Consider the following 18,680-nt stretch of genomic DNA (forward strand, 5'->3'; position numbering starts at 1 on the left):
ACGGCGCTCATGCGCGGCCCTCCGCAGCGATCGCAGCGGCACGTTGCTGCAGCAGTTCCGGCGGCGGATCGGCATACAGGTAGTCGAACATCGCCTCGACCGGCTGCACCGGAGTGTTGAGGTAGGCGTTGACCTCTTCGTCGACCAGGGCGCCGCATTCTTCCTTCCACGCGGCTTCGTCGGCTTCGCTCCAGGCGCCCTGTGCGGTCAGCCAGGTGCGCAGGCGGGTCATCGGCTCGCGCTCCCAGCCGGCCTTCACTTCGGCGTCGTCGCGGTAGCGGCGGGCGTCGTCGGCGGTGGTGTGGTCGGACAGGCGGTAGGTGACGAATTCGATCACCGTGCCGCCCTGGCCCTTGCGTGCGCGTTCGCTGGCGCGGCGCATGCCTTCCAGCACGGCGATCAGATCGTTGCCGTCAACCTGCAGGCAGTGGAGACCGCCGGCCAGGCCCTTCTGCGCCAGTGTCTGCGCACCGGTCTGCGCGCTGCGCGGCACCGAGATCGCCCAACCGTTGTTGATGACGCCCAGCACCAGCGGCAGTTCATAGGCACCGGCGGAATTCAGCGCGGCGTAGAAGTCGGTCTTCGACGAACCGCCGTCGCCGCAGGTGCTCACCGCGATGTGCGACTGCTTGCGCAGCTTGAACGAGAGCGCCGCGCCGGCCGCATGCAGGCACTGGGTCGAGATCGGCACGCAGAACGGGAAGTCGTTGCGCGCATCGCTGGCGCGGTCGTAGTCGCTGCCGCGCTCGTCGCCGCCCCAGTACATCAGCACGTCGCGCGGCTTCACCCCGCGCATGAACATGGCGCCGTACTCGCGGTAGCTGGGCGCGTAGACGTCGCCGGTGCGCATCGAGGCGCCGATGCCGACGTGGGTGGCCTCGTGACCCAGGCAGCTGGCGTAGGTGCCCAGCTTGCCGGTGCGCTGCAGGGCGATCGCCTTGGTGTCGAAGGTGCGGACGAACAGCATCTGCTTGAACAGCTCGCGCAGGCGGGCGACGTCGCGCCCGGCCTCGGGCAGGTCATCGCGCACCAGGGTGCCGTCGGGGCCCAGGTACTGGAGGTATTCGATCTCGAAGCTTGCGGCGGTGGTCATCTGGACGGTGTTCTCGTCAGCCGGCGGAATTGGTTTCAAATGTAATTTTAGGGACTGCGTCCCTGACTGCCGTCGTGCATTGCAGCAAGACGAGGGCGCATGGCGCGCGTCGTCGGGCGAAAACGGTGCGGAAACAGGCGGTTGCCGCGTGTCGTTCGGTGTCAGTCCGCCTGCCGCTCGGGGTGGGCTGGACGTGTCGTGCGTCCCATCATGCGCGAACGGCGCCTCCGGAACGACAAGGGGCGCGGTTGCCCGCGCCCCTGTCGACCCCACGATGTCGCGAAAGTTCAGCGGATGCGCTGGACCAGGCGGTCGTGGTTGTTATCCGTGTTCGGGTCCGGCGTGTCGCTGCTGACGGTCGCCTCGAACTCGAACGACGTGCCGCGCTTCGGCTTGCCGGGCACGACCATCGCGAAGGCCAGCGTCTGCACGCTCTTCGGCATGGCGCCGCGACGGGTGCATTCGGCCTTCGAGCCGTCGGTCGTGTCCTGCACGCGGGTGCAGGACCAGCCGCTCGGCGCGGCGACCGCCGCGTAGCGGGCGTCCACGTTGCTCGACAGCACCACCTTGACCTGCTCGGCGGTGTCCGGACCGGCGTTGCGGACCGGCACCAGCAGGGTGGCGATGGTGTTGCGCAGCAGCGGCAGCGCACCGCCGGCCAGCTTCACCGACAGGTCGGCCTTGCGGGTCGGCAGGGCGGCCACGGCCACGGAGACCGACGCGGCGTTGTCGCCGTTGGCCGGGTCGAGCACGGTGGAGTTGGCCGACACGCCCAGGCCCAGCGTGGTGCCGCTGGCACTGGCCGGGACGACCGCGTCGATCGCGAACGTCGCTTCGCTGCCGACCGCCAGCGACGGCACGGTGCAGGCCACGCGGGTGGTGCCCGCGGTGACTTCCGGTGCCGCGCAGTTCCAGCCAGCAGGCAGCGTCGTTAGCGACGGCGACAGCTCGGCCGAGAACACGAAGGCGAACGCCGCCGGCGAAGCCGCGCCCGGGCCGGCGTTGCGGACCGTCGCGGTGTAGCGCACGGTCTCGCCGACGTTGGCGGTGGCGCGGTCGGCCGACACGGTCGCCGACAGGTCGGCGCGGGCGAACGACGGGACGCGGATGGTCAGGCGCACCGGATCGTGGTCGGACGAACGCACGGCCAGCGAGGCGTCGCCGAAGTTATCCACGCCGAAGTCCGCGTTGATGCGTGCGTGGTCCACGCGCAGCATCGCGTCCATCACCAGCGCTTCGTTGACCAGCACGTGGTCCAGCGTCTGCGCGTTGCCCTCGAACGAATACGAGTAGCGCTGCGCGGGATCGGCGATCAGCTGCGAGCCATCGACCAGTGGCGTGGCCAACGGACTGGCCATGTACGTCAGTACCTGGTCTTCCGCCGCCGCTTCGCCCTTGATGATGCCCAGCACGTCGACGTAGCCGTCGTTGAACTCGAACGCGTTGAAGTCGCCGACCAGCACGATCTTCTCGTCCGGGTTCGCCTGCTGCATCTCCTGCACCAGCTGCGCCAGGTAGACCGCCTGCGCACCGCGCTTGACCCGTACGCGCTCGCCGCCGGTGGCCCATCCGCTGCTGCCCGGCAGGGTATCGTTGATGTCGTTGAGCGAACGCAGGTGGTTGACGATCACCGTCAGCGGATAGCTCGACGTCGCATCCTGGTGCACGCGGGCACGCAGGCGCAGCGGCGGACGGTCGTTGAGCAGGCTGGTGGTGCCGTTCGGGTTGGCGATGGTGGTTTCCTTGCCGAACTGCGCGACATCCAGCACTTCTACGCGGGCCGCACCGCCGGCGATCTGGCGCGAGCTGACCAGGAAGCCGACGTTGATGCCGCCCACGTCGTTACCGGATTGCAGGTACGGCACGTAGCCCGGGCGCGCGGCGCAGGTGGCGTCGATGCGCTCGGACAGCAGCTGCAGCACGCGCAGGTTCTCCACTTCCACCGCGCCCACGATGTCCGGGGCCTTCAGGTAGTCGCAGATCGCCAGTGCCGCTTTCGACAGGCGCTTGTCCAACGCTTCCGCCGTCAGCGTCACCGCGCCGTTGCTGTCGTTGACCTCGTCGAACAGGCGCAACAGGTTGAAGCTGCCGATGGTGACTTCGTCGTAGCTCGCGTCGTTGACGGCTTCCGGCAGACGGCCGCCGGTGACGGTCGGCGGCGTGGCCACGTCCGGCAGCAGCGCCCAGGTGCCGGCGAAGTAATCGAGCACGCCGATCAGGCCGGCGACGTCGGCACCGGTGTCTACCGACAACGGAACCGCGCCCACCTGACCACGGCTGCGCACCATCAGGCGTTCCTGGTTGGTGTCGAAGCGCGGCGGGTTCTTGCCGGCCGGCAGGGTGATGGCGTCCATCACGGCGATGCCGGGCTCACGGAACGGACGCGCCACGCCGGGCAGGGCGACGTGGAACACGCCATCGCTGCTGGAGGTGGCATTGGCTTCGTTGAGGCTGCCGCCGGACGGCGCGATGGCAACGGCCTGCGCGACGCTAACGCGCATGCCTTCGAACCGCTCCAGCGTACCGGGCAGGGCGTCCGGGCCCAGCTCGGCGGCGGTCAGCTCGATCGCCGCGGGCAGGGCGACGCCGGTTTCCAGCACCTCGACCGTCGGGGTCACGATCTCGGTGATCGCCAGCTGGTGCGGATTCGACGACGGCGTGTATTCCTCGACCGTGCCGGTCACGCGCACGCGGGTACCGACCGCAGCGGTCGCGGGCGGCGCGCTGCTGGTGAACACGAACACGGCCTCGGACGTGGCCGGGTCGCCGTCATCGTTGGCGGCCTGCAGGAAGAAGCCGTTGTTGAACTTGATGGCGGTGACGATGCCCTCGGTCACCACGCGCTTGCCGTTGTGCGGCGACAGCAGGCCGCTGCCCTGGATCTGCGCGATGGTCAGTGCCAGCGGCGGATCGGGCGGTTCCGGCGGCTCGGCGCCGCTGTTGCGCGGATTCGGCGTGCCGACCGCGAAGTCGGCGCCGTTGTTGTTGGTGTCGATGCTGCCGTCGCCGCCACGCAGCGCGGCGGTGGTGTTGCTGAGCGTGCCGGTCGGCGCGCTGCCTTCGAAGCAGTTGGCCGCGCTGCCGAAACCGACGAAGTCGGCCACGTTCGCATCGGTGAGCGGGCAGGCGCCGGTGAGTGCCGTGGTGCTGCGGCTCAACGCGACCTTGCCGGCGGTACCCGCCATGGCGATGGTGCCGACGGCGTCCGGCGTGGGCAGGTCAACCGTGCCGCCGGCGCCCTGCGCCTGCTGGATCAGGTAGAAGCCGCCCGCCGGAATGCTGCCGCTGAGGTTGGTGCGTCCGCCCCAGGTGGTGCCGGTGGAGGAAGCGTACTGGACGCTCCAGCCGGTCAGGTCGACCGCGGTGGGTCCGTTGTTGCGCAGTTCGATGAAGTCGTTCTTCAGCGTGGCGCCGCTGTTGCCGCCGCCGCCGTAGACCTGGCTGATGACCACCTGCGCCTGCGCCGACGTGGCGGCGAAGAGCAAGGCGAAAGACGCAAGCACGGCCGCAACGCGGCCCCGTGGCATTTCCATGTAACGGGTTCTCCCTCAGTGGAATGGACGCCGCCCCCCGTCGGAGGCGATACCACCCCCGGCCGACGCAATGTAACCAAAGCCTGGGGTACACGCATTTCATCGGCATGACATAAGTGCCGGATTCTGTTGGGCTTGTCCGGGGCGCCGGCCGCCATCGGTTACGCTGGCGCCCCCGCTGCCCCCGTGGCGCACCGGTTGACCGACGGATGACCGTAGAGAAGAACGAACGCCCGCTGGAAGCCGGCATCCACACCGACCTGTCGGGCCGCCTGAGCTATGGCGGCTACCTGCAGCTGGACCGCCTGCTGTCGGCGCAGCACCCGGTGTCGGACCCGCCGCACCACGATGAGATGCTGTTCATCGTGCAGCACCAGGTCTCGGAGCTGTGGATGAAGCTGATGATCCACGAGTTGCGCGCGGCCACGGGCTTCCTGCAGCGCGACCAGGTCTGGCAGTGCCGCAAGGTGCTGGCGCGCGCCAAGCAGGTGCTGCGCCAGCTGACCGAGCAATGGTCGGTGCTGGAGACGCTGACGCCGTCCGAGTACATGGGCTTCCGCGACCTGCTGGGTCCGTCGTCGGGCTTCCAGTCGCTGCAGTACCGCACCATCGAGTTCCTGCTGGGCAACAAGAATGCCGCGATGCTGAAGGTGTTCTCGCACGACCCGGAAGGCCATGCCGGCCTGGAAGCCGTGCTGGACGCGCCCAGCCTGTACGACGAGTTCCTGATGTACCTCGCGCGCTGGAACCACGCGATCCCGGCGCAGCACCTGCAGCGCGACTGGCGGCAGTCGCATGCCGCCGACGCCGCGCTGCTGCCGGTGTTCGAGGCGATCTACGAAGACACCGACCGCTACTGGCGCGAATACTCGCTGTGCGAGGACCTGGTGGACCTGGAAAGCCAGTTCCAGCTGTGGCGCTTCCGCCACATGCGCACGGTGATGCGCATCATCGGTTTCAAGCGCGGTACCGGCGGTTCCAGCGGCGTGGGCTTCCTGCGGCAGGCGCTGGAGCTGACGTTCTTCCCGGAACTGTTCGACGTACGCACCTCGATCGGCCCCGGTCGCTGACCGCGAAGGGGGGCGAAACCGGCCAAAATCCCTTTTGAAATCAGCGGATTGACTCGCTGAACAGGCCAAACGGCCGTTACCGTGCCGATGTTTCAGCGATTTGACGGCCCCCGGCCCCGTCGGTGATCCTCGCGCGTCCCGTGCTGGTTGCACGGGAAACCGAAATCCTGAACTACTTTCTAGGGGGAGCCCGCATGAGCGGAGCCGTCGAGTCACCAACGCCGGAACGGATACCGGAATTCAAGCAAGTCCTGGGTCATCCGCGTCCGCTGTGGATGCTCTTCATGTCCGAATTCTGGGAGCGCTTCGCGTTCTACGGCATCCGCTGGGCGATGGTGCTGTACATCGTGGCGCAGTTCCACGGCGGCGACGCGACGGGCCAGAAGCCCGCCAGTGAGATGTATGGTGCCTACCTGGCGCTGGTGTACGCCGGCGCGATCTTCGGCGGTTATGTCGCCGACAAGCTGATCGGCTTCCAGCGTTCGATCCTGCTGGGCGCGGTGTTCATGGCACTGGGCCTGTTCCTGCTGGCCTCGCCGACCGAGCCGCTGTTCAAGCTGGGCCTGGCCACGATCATCGTCGGCAACGGCCTGTTCAAGCCGATCATCTCGACGATGGTGGGCAAGCTGTACCTGCAGGGCGATGCACGCCGCGATGCCGGCTTCACCATCTTCTACATGGGCATCAACATCGGCGCGATGATCGCCCCGGTGATCACCGGCTGGCTGGCACGCAAGATCTTCGGCACCAACGAAGACCCGCATTACCAGTGGGTCTTCATCTCGGCAGGCATCGGCATGATCGCCAGCCTGATCTGGTTCTGGGTCGGTCGCAGCCAGCTCAAGGGCATCGGCCTGCCGGCGCCTGGTCAGGAAGGACTCGGTCGTGTCGGCCTGGTCGCGGTGCTCGGCCTGGTGGTCGGCATCCCGCTGTTCTACTTCCTGCTGACCATCGACGCCAGCGCACTGCAGGCCATCCTGATGGCGCTGTTCGTGGTGCCGGCGGTGATGCTGCTGATCGAAGGCGCCCGCAATGGCAAGGTCGCGCGCGACATGGTCGTCGCGATGCTGATCATCTTCGTGTTCAACGTGCTGTTCTGGATGTTCTTCGAACAGGCCGGCAGCTCGTTCACCTTCCTCGCCGACCAGATCGTCAACCGCGACTTCGGTGACTGGGTGTTCCCGCTGGAGTGGTTCCAGTCGGTGAACTCGATCGCCATCATCACCCTGGCGCCGGTCATGGCGTGGATGTGGGTGCGGATGGGCAAGAACAATCCGTCGATCCCGCGCAAGTTCGGCCTGGGCCTGATCTTCAACGGCCTGGCGTTCCTGCTGCTGATGATCGCGTTGAACAGCATGGTCGACGGCAACGGCAAGATCCCGTTCTGGACGCTGTTCATGGTCTACGTCATCCAGTCCGTCGGTGAGCTCTGCCTGTCGCCGATCGGCCTGTCGATGACGACCAAGCTGGCGCCGGCGCGTCTGGCCGGCATGGCGATGGGCTGCTGGTTCCTGTCGATCGCGATCGGCAACAACCTGGCCGGCATCTTCGCCGGACACGTCAGCGGCACGGGTGGCATGACGGTGCAGTCCGCGCACTCGGGCTACACCTTCGGTTTCTGGGCGCTGGTTGGCTCGGGCGTGCTGCTGTTCCTGATCGCCCCGCTGGTCAATCGCCTGATGCACGGCGTGAAGTGACGCACTGGCGGCCCGGCTTCCACCGGGTCGGCAGGAAAAAAGAACGGCGGCCATTGGCCGCCGTTCTTCGTTTCCGGGATCGGAAGGCGTCAGCCTTCGATGCGCTTGACGCCTTCCCCGGCCAGCTTGTCGATCAGCTGGTCCAGCATCGTGCGCTCCTCATCGGTCAGCGGCTCCAGCATGCGCTGGTGGTACTCGATGACCATCGGGGCGACCTCGTCGTAGACCCGGAAGCCCTCGTCGGTCAGCGCCAGCACCGAGCGGCGGCGGTCGTCGCCGTGGATCTCGCGCTGGATCAGCGCCCGTTCCAGCAGGCGGGCGACCGCCCGGCTGACCGCTACCTTGTCCATGGCGGTGCGGTTGGCGACCTCGCCGGCGGACAGGCCGGGGAAGCGGCCCAGGACCGCCATGACCCGCCATTCGGTGATGGCCAGGCCGAAACGGCGGTGGTATTCGCGGGAAATCGCGCTGCTGATACGGTTGGACAGCACGCTCAACCGGTAGGAAAACAGGCGGTCGAGGTCGAAATCGGCGTGGGTGGCGGGGCTGGCTGGCTGGCTCATGCTGCGCTGCTACTTGTGGTTGGTTTCAGCTGAAACTATAAAATGCACCAAATCCCGGCAAGCCTAGCGAGGCGCCCCATGACCGCACAACCCAACCTGGGCATCCAGCCCACGACATTCGACAATCCGATGGGCATCGACGGGTTCGAATTCGTCGAATTCGCCGCGCCGGCGGGGCAGGCGCACCACCTGCACGACTACTTCCGCAAGCTCGGCTTCGTGCAGGTCGCGCGCCACAAGACGCGCGCCATCAGCACGTACCGTCAGGGCGACTGCACCTTCCTGATCAACGAGGATCCGGATTCGTTCGCCGCCCGCTTCGCTGCCGAACACGGCCCCAGCGCCTGCGGCTTCGCGATCCGCGTGAAGAAGCTGGCCGAGTGGGCGCGCGTGCAGGCGCTGAAGAACGGTGCCGAATCCTTCGATGCCGCTGACGAACTGACCAAGGCCGTCGCCGCGCCGGTCATCAAGGGCATCGGCGACTGCATGCTGTACATCGTCGACCGCTATGACGACCAGGGCACCATCCATGACCCGGACTACGAATACCTGCCGGGCGTGGACCTGCTGCCGAAGGGCTTCGGCCTGACCTTCATCGACCACCTGACCCACAACCTCTACCACGGCAACATGGCCAAGTGGGCGGACTATTACGAGCGGCTGTTCAATTTCCGCGAGATCCGCTACTTCGACATCAAGGGCGCCAAGACCGGCCTGCTGTCGAAGGCGATGACCGCGCCCGACGGCATGGTGCGCATCCCGCTCAACGAGTCGAGCGACCCGAAGAGCCAGATCAACGAATACCTCGATGCTTACAAGGGCGAGGGCATCCAGCATATCGCCTGCTTTACCGATGACATCTACACGACCGTGGAGAAGATGCGCGAGGCGGGCGTCGAGTTCCTGGACACGCCGGACACCTACTTCGACGTGATCGACCAGCGCATCCCGAACCATGGCGAGGACGTCGCCCGCCTGGCGCGCAACAAGATCCTGATCGACGCCGACGTGGAGACCAAGGAGCGCAAGCTGCTGCAGATCTTCACCCAGAACGCACTGGGCCCGATCTTCTTCGAGATCATCCAGCGCAAGGGCAACGAAGGCTTCGGCGAAGGCAACTTCCAGGCGCTGTTCGAGAGCATCGAGCGCGACCAGATGAAGCGCGGCGTGCTGTAGGCTTCTGCTTGAAGCCCCTCTCCCTACGGGAGAGGGGTTGGGGTGAGGGGCGGGAGCATGACGATGGCGAACCACCGCAGGCCTCCTTTGGCGACTCGCTCGTTGGAGCAGGCAAGAGAACTGAGGGCGGGTTCGACAGATGCGGAGCGCAAACTGTGGTCCGTGCTGCGGGGAGGCAATATCGACGGCTTGAAGTTCCGTCGACAGCATCCCGTTCCGCCCTACACGGTGGACTTCTGTTGTGTGTCGGCTGGCTTGGTGATTGAAGTCGACGGATCCCAGCACACGGAAACAGCGGATCGCGCGCGAACGCAATTCCTGGAATCAAAAGGTTTCACTGTCCTGAGGTTCTGGGACAACGATGTACTGATGCAGATTGAAGCGGTGGTCGAGGCGATCTGCAGGGCCGCCTCACCATCGCCCCTCACCCCAACCCCTCTCCCGCCGGGAGAGGGGCTTTAAAGGCATCGAGATGAAGACCTCCACTGACGACGGATACCAGACCGGCTTCGGCAACCACTTCGCCAGCGAGGCGATTCCCGGCACGCTGCCGGAAGGACGCAACTCGCCGCAGCGCGTCGCGCACGGGCTGTATGCGGAACAGCTGAGCGGCACGGCGTTCACCGCGCCGCGCGCGGAGAACCGGCGTAGCTGGCTGTATCGCATCCGCCCGGCGGCGATGCACGGTCCGTTCGCGCCGTATGCGCAGCATCGGCTGCACAGCGACTTCAGCGCAGGCCCGGTCTCGCCGGACCAGATGCGCTGGTCGCCCTTGCCGATGCCGGAAACGCCGACCGACTTCGTCGACGGCCTGTACACGATGGCCGGCAACGGCTCGCCCGATGCGCTGCATGGCGTCGGCATCCACCTGTATGCGGCCAACCGATCAATGCAGGGGCGCTACTTCTACGACGCTGACGGCGAGTTGCTGATCGTGCCGCAGCAGGGAAGCCTGCGCATCGCCACCGAGTTCGGCGTGATCGATGTGGAGCCGCAGCAGATCGCGGTGATTCCGCGTGGCGTGCGTTTCCAGGTCGAACTGCCCGACGGCGAAGCGCGCGGCTATGTCTGCGAGAACTTCGGCGCTGCGCTGCGCCTGCCCGACCTGGGGCCGATCGGCTCGAACGGACTGGCCAATCCGCGTGATTTCGAAACGCCTGTCGCGGCGTACGAAGATGTCGAAGGCGAGTTCGAACTGATCGCCAAGTTCCAGGGCCATCTGTGGCGTGCCGACATCGGCCACTCGCCACTCGACGTGGTGGGCTGGCACGGCAACTACGCGCCGTACCGCTACGACCTGCGCCGTTTCAACACGATCGGTTCGATCAGTTTCGACCACCCGGATCCGTCGATCTTCCTGGTGCTGACTTCGCCGAGCGATACGCCGGGTGTCGGCAACATGGACTTCGTGATCTTCCCGCCGCGCTGGCTGGTGGCGCAGGACACGTTCCGGCCACCGTGGTTCCACCGCAATATCGCCAGCGAGTTCATGGGCCTGATCCACGGCGTGTACGACGCCAAGGCGGAAGGTTTCGCGCCGGGCGGCGCGTCACTGCACAATTGCATGACCGGGCATGGCCCGGATGCGGCGACGTTCGAGAGGGCGTCGAACGCGGACCTGTCCAAGCCCGATGTCATCACTGGAACGATGGCCTTCATGTTCGAGACAAGGGCCGTGATCCGTCCGACGCGGCAGGCAGTCGAAGCCCCGCATCGCCAGCGCGATTACCAGGCGTGCTGGGCCGGCCTGCGCAAGCACTTCGCGCCGAAGGGCTGAACCGCCCTCAGGGCAACGCGCTTTCCGTCTGCGCGAGCAGCTGGTCCTGCATCCGTTGCAGGACATCGGCTGGCAGGGCTTCGAACAGCCGCTCGCGAATGCGTCCGGCGAGCGTCGCGGCAACCCGGCTTTCCAGGAACCGCAATGCATCGGTGAGCGCATCCAGCATTGCGTCGTCATCCAGCCGCGCCTGCAGTCGCTCGCGATGACGGCGCGCGCCTTCATCGCGCTGCAGTTCCAGCATGCCCGACAGGTAGACCTTCGCCGCCACGAGGGATCGTCGCGGCCCTGTCGATGGCGGGGCGGAGGGAGGAACTCGCGACGGCATGCCAGGCGCTGCTGGCACGCGCGTGCCGTCGGTGGACGTGAGGTAGCCGGCTTTCACCAGTCCTTGCACCAGAAGGGGCGCGTCCTGCCCAAGCAGGCGCACCAGTTCCGCCAAGTCGCGTTGGCCATCGCAGAGGATCAGCGTGCGCCGCTCACGCATGCCGAGCACGCCCGTGTGGGCCTGCAGGGTCTGGCGCGCAAGGTCGGTCTTCGTCGGACGCATGGGAAAGCACAGTGACGGCCGCGCGCAGGCTAGCGGCGTGCGATGAAGTGCCGATGACAGCGCTGCGTTCGCGGCGATTTAACGCGATACCGCTACGATTCAGGTTTGTGGAATGGAGAGACCCGATGAAGTCGATGCTGCCGATCGTGATGGTCGTCACGCTGTTGTCCGCATGCCAGCGCGAACCCGCGCCAGCTGCTGCGGATGCCGAACCGCAGACGACCGCGACCAGCACACCGGTGGCCGAAACGCCTGCGCCTGCGCCCGCCGTCGACGACACGGCCGCGCCGGCCGGGCCGGTGAGCCAGGCCAGCTTCCTCGGCTATGGCGACATGAAGCTGGGCAGCACCGTCGACGAAGCCAAAGCGGCCTGGGGCGGTGAGCTCAATGGGGCACCGATGGAAGGCACCACCTGCCACTACCTGTGGCCGAAGTGGATCAGCCGGCCCGCCGAGTTCGCTTTCATGATGGAAGAGGGCAAGTTCGTCCGTTATGACGTGGGCACCGACAAGGAAACCGCGCCGGGTGGCGGCAAGGTCGGCATGAGCGTCGACGAGGTGCAGAAGCTCTACGGCGGCGCGCTGAAGGCATCGCCGCACAAGTACACGGAAGGTGGCCAGTACCTGTCCATCGACGCTGGTGACGTGGCGCCGACCACCAAGCTGGTCTTCGAAGCCGATGCCGGCGGCAAGATCACCTCGTGGCGCGTGGGCCTGTCGCCGCAGGTCGAGTACGTGGAAGGCTGCTCCTGATCGACGACGCCCGGCTGGCCGCATCGGCAGGCCGGGCATAGAATCGCCGCAGACTCGACGGGGAGCGCGGCGATGGCGGATGCCTGGGGTTACTTCGTACTGGGCCTGGTGCTGCTGGCACTGGGCGGGGATTCCATCGTCAAGGGCGCGTCGGGCCTGGCCCAGCGCATCGGTGCGTCGCCCTTCGTCGCCGGCCTGCTGCTGATCGCATTCGGCACGTCGCTGCCGGAACTGGCGGTCAATGCGCGTGCCGTGTGGGTAGGGTCGCAGGAACTCGTCCTCGGCAACGCGGTGGGCAGCAACATCGTCAACCTCGGCCTGACGCTCGGCATCGCGGCCCTGGCGGCGCCGGTGCTGGTGCGGCTGCGCGTGCTGTCGCCCTTGCTGGTGCTGCTGGCGCTGGCGTCGTTGGCGCTGATCGTGTTCGGCCTGGACGGCGTGGTCACCCGGATCGAAGGCGGAGCGCTGCTGCTCGGCTTCGTCGCCTCGCTGGCGTTCCTGCTGGCGCGTGCACCGCGCGAAGACGCCGCCGTGCGCGCGGACGTCGAGGCCTATGCCAACACGCAGACGGTGCTGTGGATGAACCTGCTGCGCTTCGTCGTGGCCGCGGCCTTGCTGTATTACGGCGCACGCTTCGTGGTGCAGGGTGCGCCGGTGATCGGTGCGCACTGGGGCCTGTCGCCGTTGCTGACCGGCCTGCTGCCGGTTGCGATTGGCACGGCACTGCCGGAAATCGCCGCAGCGGCAATGGCCGCGCGACGCGGGCAGGGCGACATGGTGGCCGGGCATGTCATCGGCTCCAGTCTGTTCAACCTGCTCGTCGTGGTCGGCGGCATGGCGGCCTTCCGTCCGTTGGCGCTGCCGGAATCGTTCGTGCGGCTAGAACTGCCCGCCGCGATCGCCTTCGTGCTGGTGCTGTACCCGATGCTGCGCGGCGACCTTCGCATCAGCCGCGTCGAGGGCGGCATCCTGCTAGCGGCGTTTGTCGGCTGGGTGATCCTGGAGGTCGCGCTGCTCGCCTGATCTGAACACAGGGTCAGGTTGATGTGAACGAGTTTGTTAAACTCGGGCCGATTGCTCGCGAATCCCGCATTCCCTGCAAGGCCGTAGATGATCCCTTTTCTTGAAATCCTGCTGGCGCTGCCATTCGTGTTGGCGCTGGTGGTGGCGTTGGCGCGCGGCCTTCCGCGCGGCGCGACCGCATGGTTGGCCGGGCTGGCGCCGCTGCTGGGCCTGGTGTTGCTGGCCTGGCTGACGCCCAGCGTGCTGCAGGGCTGGAACCTGCGCGCGGACCATGCGTGGATTCCGCAGATCGGCCTCGACTTCACTCTGCGCCTGGACGGCCTGGCCTGGATGTTCGCCGGCATGGTGCTGGCGATCGGCGCGCTGGTGGTGATGTACGCGCGCTACTACCTCAGCGAGAAGGACAGCGCGCCGCGCTTCTTCGCCTGCCTGCTGCTGTTCATGGGCTCGATGCTGGGCGTGGTGCTGGCGGGCAACCTGCTGCTGCTGGTGGTGTTCTGGGAACTGACCAGCATCAGCTCGTTCCTGCTGATCGGCTTCTGGTCGCACCGGCAGGATGCGCGCGAAGGCGCACGCATGGCGCTGGCGATCACCGGTGCCGGCGGTCTCGCGCTGCTGGGCGGCGCGCTGCTGATCGGGCGCATCGTCGGCAGCTACGACCTGGACATCGTGCTGTCCTCCGGCGATCTGATCCGCGGCAGCGCGCTGTATCCGTGGGCGCTGGCGCTGGTGCTGGCCGGCGTGTTCACCAAGAGCGCACAGTTCCCGCTGCACTTCTGGCTGCCGCACGCGATGGCGGCACCGACGCCCGTATCGGCGTACCTGCATTCGGCGACGATGGTGAAGGCCGGCGTGTTCCTGCTGGCGCGATTGCATCCGGCGCTGGCGGGGACGGACCTGTTCTTCTACGTCGTGACCTCGGTCGGCGCACTGACGCTGCTGGTCGGCGCCTGGTACGCGATCTTCCAGCACGACCTGAAGGGCCTGCTGGCCTATTCGACGATCTCGCACCTGGGCCTGATCACGCTGCTGTTCGGCATCTCCACGCCGATGGCGGTGGTGGCCGGCGTATTCCACATCCTCAACCACGCCACGTTCAAGGCCTCGCTGTTCATGGCGGCCGGCATCATCGACCACGAGACCGGTACGCGCGACATGCGCCGGCTGGGCAACCTGCGGCGGCTGATGCCGTGGACCAGTGCGCTGGCGATCATCGCGTCGCTGGCGATGGCGGGCATTCCGCTGCTCAACGGGTTCCTGTCCAAGGAGATGTTCTTCGCCGAAGCGCTGGACATCCCGGGGCATCGCGGCATGCGCAATGCCATCGCGGTGGCGGCGCTGCTGTACGGCATGTTCGGCGTGGCCTACAGCCTGCGCTTCGTCTACGAAACCTTCTTCGGCCAGGGGCCGCGCGATCTCGACGTGGTCCCGCATGAGCCGCCGCGCTGGATGAAGATCCCGGTCGAAGTGCTGGTCGTGCTGTGCGTGGCGGTCGGCATGTTCCCCGCCTGGACCGTGGCGCCGGTACTGCATGCGGGCGCCGGCGCCATCCTGGGCGACGCGATGCCCGAGTACAGCCTGGCGGTGTGGCACGGCATCAACACGCCGCTGCTGATGAGCCTGGCCGGCATTGCCGGCGGCATCGCGCTGTACTTCGGCCTGCGCCGCCTGTTCGACCTGCATGCGATCGTGCGCGGATCGCGGGGGCGCAATGTGTTCCGCTGGAACATGGAGGCCTTGTACGCACTGGCAGGCCGCTTCACCGGCAAACTCGTTAACGGCAGTCTGCAGCGCAGCCTGATGCTGATGGTGCTGGCCGCTGTGGCGGCAGGCGCAGCCCCGTTCGTGATGGGTGTGTCCGAACCGATGACGTGGCGTGCGCCGCAGCCGATGCCGCTGCTGGGCTGGCTGCTGTGGCTGGTGCTGGTAACGTGCACGGTCTTCACCATCCGCCTGTACCGGCAGCGCCTGCTGGCGGTGATCGTGCTGGGCGGCGCCGGCCTGGTGGTCAGCCTGACCTTCGTGTTCCTGTCCGCGCCCGACCTGGCGCTGACGCAGTTGATGGTGGAAATGGTCAGCCTGGCGCTGTTGCTGCTCGGCCTGCACTACCTGCCACCACGTTCGCCGCCGGAACGCACGCCGCGGCGGCGCCTGCGCGACATCGCCATCGCGACGGTCGCCGGCGTCGGCGTGGCATTGCTGTCCTATGCGGTGATGACGCGCACCGGCGATCCGATCAGTGGCGAGCTGCTGGCGCGCGCGCTGCCGGAAGGCTACGGTCGCAATGTGGTCAACGTGATCCTGGTGGATTTCCGCGGTTTCGATACCTTCGGCGAGATCACGGTGTTCGGCGTCGCGGCGCTGATCGTGCATGCCTTGTTGCGTCGTGCACGCATGGCGCCGGAGAAGGTGGTGTCCGGCCCGCCCGTGCAGCTGCCGGTGCCCGCTGACCTGGCGCAGATCATGTTCCCGCTGACGCTGACCGTGTCGGTCTTCCTGTTCCTGCGCGGACACAATGCGCCGGGTGGCGGCTTCATCGCCGGCCTGGTGCTGGCGGTGCCGCTGCTGATCCAGTACGTGATCCAGGGCGCGGCGTCGGTGGAGTCGCGCTTCGGCTTCGACTACATCAAGTGCATCGGCGTGGGCCTGATCGTTGCGGGGTTGAGCGGCGTGGCGTCGATGGGCTTCGGCGTGCCGTTCCTGACCAGTGGCCACCTGGACCTGGAGTTGCCGCTGGTCGGCACCGTGCCGCTGGCGAGCGCCATCGGCTTCGACACCGGCGTGTACCTGGTGGTGTTCGGCGGCGCGATGCTGATCCTGTCGATGATGGGCACGATCCGGCCGTCGCGCACGCGCATCTCGCATCTGGGCGTACTGGAACCGGGTGATCGCTCCACCCGCACGGGGGAACTGCGCTGATGGGAGGGGCACCGTAATGGAACTGGCACTGGCGAGCGCGATCGGCATCCTCACCGCCGCAGGCGTGTACCTGTTGCTGCGTGCGCGCAGCTTCGACGTCATCCTCGGGCTGACGCTGCTGTCGTACGCGACCAACCTGCTGATCTTTGCCGGCGGCGGACTGGTGGCGGGCAAGCCGCCGGTGTTGCGCGAAGGCGTGGCGGCGACGCTGGCCAACCACACCGACCCGTTGCCTCAAGCGCTGGTGCTGACGGCCATCGTGATCGCGTTCGCGATGACGGCGGTCACCGTGGTGCTGGCGATCCGCAGCCGCGGCGACAACGACAGCGACCACGTCGATGGCATCAAGGCCGAGCGCCAGTTCCTTGCCAGCGAGCAGCGCCGCCATGACGAGGCCCGTGATGCCGCCAAGGGCGACGAGGCGGAGCCGCACGCATGAGCCATCTGCCGATCCTGCCCATCCTGATCCCGCTGTTCGCCGCGTCGATCGCGCTGTTCTTCGAGCACCGCCGCTTCGGCATGCTGCCGCAGCGCATCGTGGCGTGGGTGTCGGTAGCCGCGATGCTGGCGGTGTCCGGCGTGCTGGTCGCGCAGGCGTCCGGCGGCGCCGTCTCGGTCTACCTGCTGGGCGACTGGCCGGCGCGCCTGGGCATCGTGCTGATGGTCGACCGGCTGTCGGCGCTGATGCTGCTGGTCGGCCTGCTGCTGGGCGCTGCGTGCCTGCTGCACGCGTGTGCGGGATGGGATCGCCGCGCGCCGCATTTCCACGCGTTCTTCCAGTTCCAGCTGATGGGACTGAACGGTGCGTTCCTCACCGGCGACATCTTCAACCTGTTCGTCTTCTTCGAAGTGCTGCTGATCTCGTCCTACGGCCTGATGCTCAGCGGTGGCCGCGGCGAGCGCCTGCGTGCCGGCCTGCACTACGTAACCTTCAACATCGCCGCGTCCACACTGTTCCTGATCGCGCTGGGCCTGCTGTACGGCCTGCTCGGTTCGTTGAACATGGCCGAGTTGTCGGTGCGCGTGGCGCAGTTGCCGGCGGAAGACGTGGCGCTGGTGCAGGCTGCCGCCGGCCTGCTGTTCGTCGTGTTCTGCGCGAAGGCCGCACTGCTGCCGCTGTCGTTCTGGCTGCCCGAGACCTACACGCATGCGCCGGCCGCGGTGGCGGGTCTGTTCGCGATCATGACCAAGGTCGGCCTGTATGCCGTGTTGCGGCTGGGCACGCTGAGCTTCGGCGCGCTGGGGCCGCTCGACGGATTCGCCTGGGCGCCGTTGCTGGTGCTGGGCGCGGCCACGCTGGTGCTCGCCGCGCTGGGTGTGCTGGCCGCCAATCGCCTGCGTTCGCTGGCCGCCTATCTGGTGCTCGGTTCGGCGGCGACACTGTTCGTGGCGTTCTCGCTGGGCACGGCGGGCACCATCGGCGCCGGCCTGTACTACCTGGTGCACAGCAGCTTCGCGGGCGCGGCGCTGTTCCTGCTCGCAGACCTGATCCGCCGCCGCCGCGGCCGTGCGGGCGACCGCAAGGACCTGATCGCCGCACTGCCGGACAAGACGGTGCCCGGCCTGCTGTTCCTGTTCGCCGCAGTGTCGCTGTCGGGGCTGCCGCCGCTGTCGGGCTTCATCGGCAAGCTGCTGGTGCTGGAGGCGGTTCCGGAGGGTGCGCGCACGTTCTGGATCTGGCTGCTGGTACTGGGGTCGAGCTTCCTGATGCTGGTGGGCCTGGCACGCGCCGGCACGCGGCTGTTCTGGCGGGTCGAGCCGTGGCCTGATGCGAGTGCCGAGAAGCAGGCCGCGTTCACGCCTGCAAGCGAGCTTGCGGCGGCACCGTCACGCCCGCTGGAGTCGGCGGCCATCGTGCTGTTGCTCGGGTATGGCGTGGCGATGGTGCTGGCGGCGGCGCCACTGCTGGACTACACCCGGGCAACCGCGCGCCAGTTGCTGTCGCCGGGCGACTACGTCGAACAGGTGCGCGCCAGCGCGCCCCGCCTGAGGGAGCCCTGAGCATGGTCGCGAAGTGGCGCAAGCGCTGGCTGCCGTCGTTGCCGTTGAGCCTGACGGTGTTCTGCTTCTGGCTGCTGATGAACGACGAGGTCAGCGTCGGCCAGGTGGTGCTGGGGCTGCTGCTCGCGTTGACCATTCCCTTGTTTGCCGCGCGGCTGGATCGCGAATTCGCGCGCATCGGCCGCCTGCGCAGTGTCCCGCGCATGTTCTGCGTTCTGGCGCTGGACATCGTGCGTTCCAACATCACCGTGGCGCTGCAGGTGCTGGGGCCGGAACGGAACATCCACCCCGGCTTCATCTGGGTGCCGCTGGACATCGGCAACATCCACGGTATCGCCGCGCTGACCAGCATCATCACGCTGACGCCGGGTACCGTGTCGTCGGCGCTGTCCGATGATCGCCGCTACCTGCTGGTGCACGTGCTGAACCTGGACGATGCCGACGAGGTGATCCGCCAGATCAAGACGCGCTACGAAGCGCCGCTGATGGAGATCTTCCCGTGACCCCACAAACCCTGGTGATCTAC

The 18,680-nt window shown here is 67.3% G+C and carries 15 protein-coding genes; 11 read left to right on the top strand and 4 right to left on the bottom strand.

The window, feature by feature from the left end:
- Nucleotides 1-7: 7 nt before the first annotated feature.
- Together pdhA and IB225_RS09735 are read right to left on the bottom strand one after the other, a co-directional pair.
- Nucleotides 8-1,093: a pyruvate dehydrogenase (acetyl-transferring) E1 component subunit alpha gene (gene pdhA, locus IB225_RS09730; protein WP_192311067.1), complete on the bottom strand. Its 1,086-nt coding sequence runs from the start codon at nt 1,091-1,093 to the stop codon at nt 8-10.
- A gap of 287 nt (nt 1,094-1,380) precedes the next feature.
- Complete coding sequence (locus IB225_RS09735; protein ID WP_192311068.1) at nt 1,381-4,626, bottom strand: lamin tail domain-containing protein; 3,246 nt, start codon at nt 4,624-4,626, stop codon at nt 1,381-1,383.
- A 209-nt stretch (nt 4,627-4,835) separates the two neighbouring features.
- Between IB225_RS09735 and IB225_RS09740 the strand changes: the two genes are divergently transcribed.
- Nucleotides 4,836-5,696 carry a tryptophan 2,3-dioxygenase family protein gene (locus IB225_RS09740; RefSeq protein WP_192311069.1) on the top strand — a complete coding sequence of 287 codons (861 nt, stop codon included), beginning with the start codon at nt 4,836-4,838 and terminating at the stop codon, nt 5,694-5,696.
- A 194-nt stretch (nt 5,697-5,890) separates the two neighbouring features.
- Nucleotides 5,891-7,393: an oligopeptide:H+ symporter gene (locus IB225_RS09745; RefSeq protein ID WP_192311070.1), complete on the top strand. Its 1,503-nt coding sequence runs from the start codon at nt 5,891-5,893 to the stop codon at nt 7,391-7,393.
- 89 nt (nt 7,394-7,482) lie between these two features.
- Here IB225_RS09745 and IB225_RS09750 read toward each other — a convergent pair whose 3' ends face one another.
- The gene (locus IB225_RS09750) at nt 7,483-7,956 is read right to left on the bottom strand and encodes a MarR family transcriptional regulator (RefSeq protein ID WP_192311071.1); all 474 of its coding nucleotides are present in this window, start codon (nt 7,954-7,956) and stop codon (nt 7,483-7,485) included.
- Between the two features lie 78 nt (nt 7,957-8,034).
- On the opposite strand from IB225_RS09750, the gene hppD reads away from it, so the two are divergent.
- The 3 genes from hppD to hmgA all read left to right on the top strand — a co-directional run bounded on the left by hppD (nt 8,035) and on the right by hmgA (nt 10,909).
- Nucleotides 8,035-9,132 carry a 4-hydroxyphenylpyruvate dioxygenase gene (gene hppD, locus IB225_RS09755; protein ID WP_192311072.1) on the top strand — a complete coding sequence of 366 codons (1,098 nt, stop codon included), beginning with the start codon at nt 8,035-8,037 and terminating at the stop codon, nt 9,130-9,132.
- Between the two features lie 63 nt (nt 9,133-9,195).
- Entirely contained in the window at nt 9,196-9,594 is a 399-nt protein-coding gene (locus IB225_RS09760) for a DUF559 domain-containing protein (RefSeq protein ID WP_192311852.1), read from the top strand.
- Between the two features lie 10 nt (nt 9,595-9,604).
- Nucleotides 9,605-10,909, top strand: coding sequence for a homogentisate 1,2-dioxygenase (hmgA, locus tag IB225_RS09765; protein ID WP_192311073.1), 1,305 nt, complete (start codon nt 9,605-9,607; stop codon nt 10,907-10,909).
- A gap of 7 nt (nt 10,910-10,916) precedes the next feature.
- Here the strand turns inward: hmgA and IB225_RS09770 are convergent, their stop codons facing one another.
- Nucleotides 10,917-11,459, bottom strand: coding sequence for a hypothetical protein (locus IB225_RS09770; RefSeq protein WP_192311074.1), 543 nt, complete (start codon nt 11,457-11,459; stop codon nt 10,917-10,919).
- A gap of 125 nt (nt 11,460-11,584) precedes the next feature.
- Here IB225_RS09770 and IB225_RS09775 point away from each other — a divergent pair, with 125 nt between their 5' ends.
- The 6 genes from IB225_RS09775 to IB225_RS09800 all read left to right on the top strand — a co-directional run bounded on the left by IB225_RS09775 (nt 11,585) and on the right by IB225_RS09800 (nt 18,657).
- Entirely contained in the window at nt 11,585-12,211 is a 627-nt protein-coding gene (locus tag IB225_RS09775) for a lectin (RefSeq protein ID WP_225583678.1), read from the top strand.
- Nucleotides 12,212-12,283: 72 nt separating this feature from the next.
- Nucleotides 12,284-13,234, top strand: a complete 951-nt coding sequence (locus IB225_RS09780; RefSeq protein ID WP_192311075.1) for a calcium/sodium antiporter — start codon at nt 12,284-12,286, stop codon at nt 13,232-13,234.
- Between the two features lie 87 nt (nt 13,235-13,321).
- Entirely contained in the window at nt 13,322-16,153 is a 2,832-nt protein-coding gene (locus IB225_RS09785) for a monovalent cation/H+ antiporter subunit A (RefSeq protein WP_192311076.1), read from the top strand.
- 16 nt (nt 16,154-16,169) lie between these two features.
- On the top strand, nt 16,170-16,592 hold the full coding sequence (locus IB225_RS09790; RefSeq protein ID WP_192311077.1) for a Na+/H+ antiporter subunit C: 423 nt from the start codon (nt 16,170-16,172) through the stop codon (nt 16,590-16,592).
- Nucleotides 16,589-18,154, top strand: a complete 1,566-nt coding sequence (locus IB225_RS09795; RefSeq protein ID WP_192311078.1) for a monovalent cation/H+ antiporter subunit D — start codon at nt 16,589-16,591, stop codon at nt 18,152-18,154. Before IB225_RS09790 ends, IB225_RS09795 begins: the two co-directional genes overlap by 4 nt.
- A 2-nt stretch (nt 18,155-18,156) precedes the next feature.
- Nucleotides 18,157-18,657: a Na+/H+ antiporter subunit E gene (locus IB225_RS09800; protein WP_192311079.1), complete on the top strand. Its 501-nt coding sequence runs from the start codon at nt 18,157-18,159 to the stop codon at nt 18,655-18,657.
- Nucleotides 18,658-18,680 lie beyond the last annotated feature (23 nt).

This window comes from Pseudoxanthomonas sp. PXM02, assembly GCF_014851805.1.
Lineage (GTDB): Bacteria > Pseudomonadota > Gammaproteobacteria > Xanthomonadales > Xanthomonadaceae > Pseudoxanthomonas_A.

Excerpts from the sequence above, each read along its gene's own strand:
- IB225_RS09780 (WP_192311075.1), top strand. The coding sequence starts at position 12,284 with ATGGCGGATGCCTGGGGTTACTTCGTACTGGGCCTGGTGCTGCTGGCA.
- IB225_RS09750 (WP_192311071.1), bottom strand. The coding sequence starts at position 7,956 with ATGAGCCAGCCAGCCAGCCCCGCCACCCACGCCGATTTCGACCTCGAC.
- IB225_RS09785 (WP_192311076.1), top strand. The coding sequence starts at position 13,322 with ATGATCCCTTTTCTTGAAATCCTGCTGGCGCTGCCATTCGTGTTGGCG.
- hppD (WP_192311072.1), top strand. The coding sequence starts at position 8,035 with ATGACCGCACAACCCAACCTGGGCATCCAGCCCACGACATTCGACAAT.
- IB225_RS09800 (WP_192311079.1), top strand. The coding sequence starts at position 18,157 with ATGGTCGCGAAGTGGCGCAAGCGCTGGCTGCCGTCGTTGCCGTTGAGC.
- IB225_RS09740 (WP_192311069.1), top strand. The coding sequence starts at position 4,836 with ATGACCGTAGAGAAGAACGAACGCCCGCTGGAAGCCGGCATCCACACC.
- IB225_RS09790 (WP_192311077.1), top strand. The coding sequence starts at position 16,170 with ATGGAACTGGCACTGGCGAGCGCGATCGGCATCCTCACCGCCGCAGGC.
- IB225_RS09775 (WP_225583678.1), top strand. The coding sequence starts at position 11,585 with ATGAAGTCGATGCTGCCGATCGTGATGGTCGTCACGCTGTTGTCCGCA.
- IB225_RS09745 (WP_192311070.1), top strand. The coding sequence starts at position 5,891 with ATGAGCGGAGCCGTCGAGTCACCAACGCCGGAACGGATACCGGAATTC.
- IB225_RS09760 (WP_192311852.1), top strand. The coding sequence starts at position 9,196 with ATGGCGAACCACCGCAGGCCTCCTTTGGCGACTCGCTCGTTGGAGCAG.
- IB225_RS09770 (WP_192311074.1), bottom strand. The coding sequence starts at position 11,459 with ATGCGTCCGACGAAGACCGACCTTGCGCGCCAGACCCTGCAGGCCCAC.
- hmgA (WP_192311073.1), top strand. The coding sequence starts at position 9,605 with ATGAAGACCTCCACTGACGACGGATACCAGACCGGCTTCGGCAACCAC.
- pdhA (WP_192311067.1), bottom strand. The coding sequence starts at position 1,093 with ATGACCACCGCCGCAAGCTTCGAGATCGAATACCTCCAGTACCTGGGC.
- IB225_RS09735 (WP_192311068.1), bottom strand. The coding sequence starts at position 4,626 with ATGGAAATGCCACGGGGCCGCGTTGCGGCCGTGCTTGCGTCTTTCGCC.
- IB225_RS09795 (WP_192311078.1), top strand. The coding sequence starts at position 16,589 with ATGAGCCATCTGCCGATCCTGCCCATCCTGATCCCGCTGTTCGCCGCG.